We start from the raw sequence: 299 nt of genomic DNA on the forward strand, positions 1-299 counted from the left end.
GGGCGAAAAAGAGGAACTTCTTTTTCAACAACGCCGTCTTGAATTACAAAATGAGGAGAAGGAGGAGAAGAATGGGGATTAAAGTAGATATAGGCTCAGCAGATTCGCAGGGTAGTACAGCAAATAGTGTATTAAGCAGCCGTGTGAATTATTATAACGATGTCATTAGTGCCTTTAATAATTTGATTACAGAGGAGGAGTTGAAAGGGGCAGCCTATGATAGCGCTAAGTCTTATGCGGAAAATATAATGGTTCCCCTACTTAGAGGAGTTATCCTCTTTTCAGAGAGTCTAGGAGGA

General features: G+C 40.8%; 1 pseudogene. It reads left to right on the plus strand.

Annotation, left to right across the window (positions count from 1 at the left end):
- Positions 1-71: 71 nt before the first annotated feature.
- A pseudogene (locus N5909_RS09785) lies at positions 72-299 on the plus strand (dTDP-6-deoxy-3,4-keto-hexulose isomerase); the annotation flags it as partial.

It is taken from the genome of Streptococcus gwangjuensis, from assembly GCF_028156745.1.
Taxonomy (GTDB): Bacteria; Bacillota; Bacilli; order Lactobacillales; family Streptococcaceae; genus Streptococcus; species Streptococcus gwangjuense_A.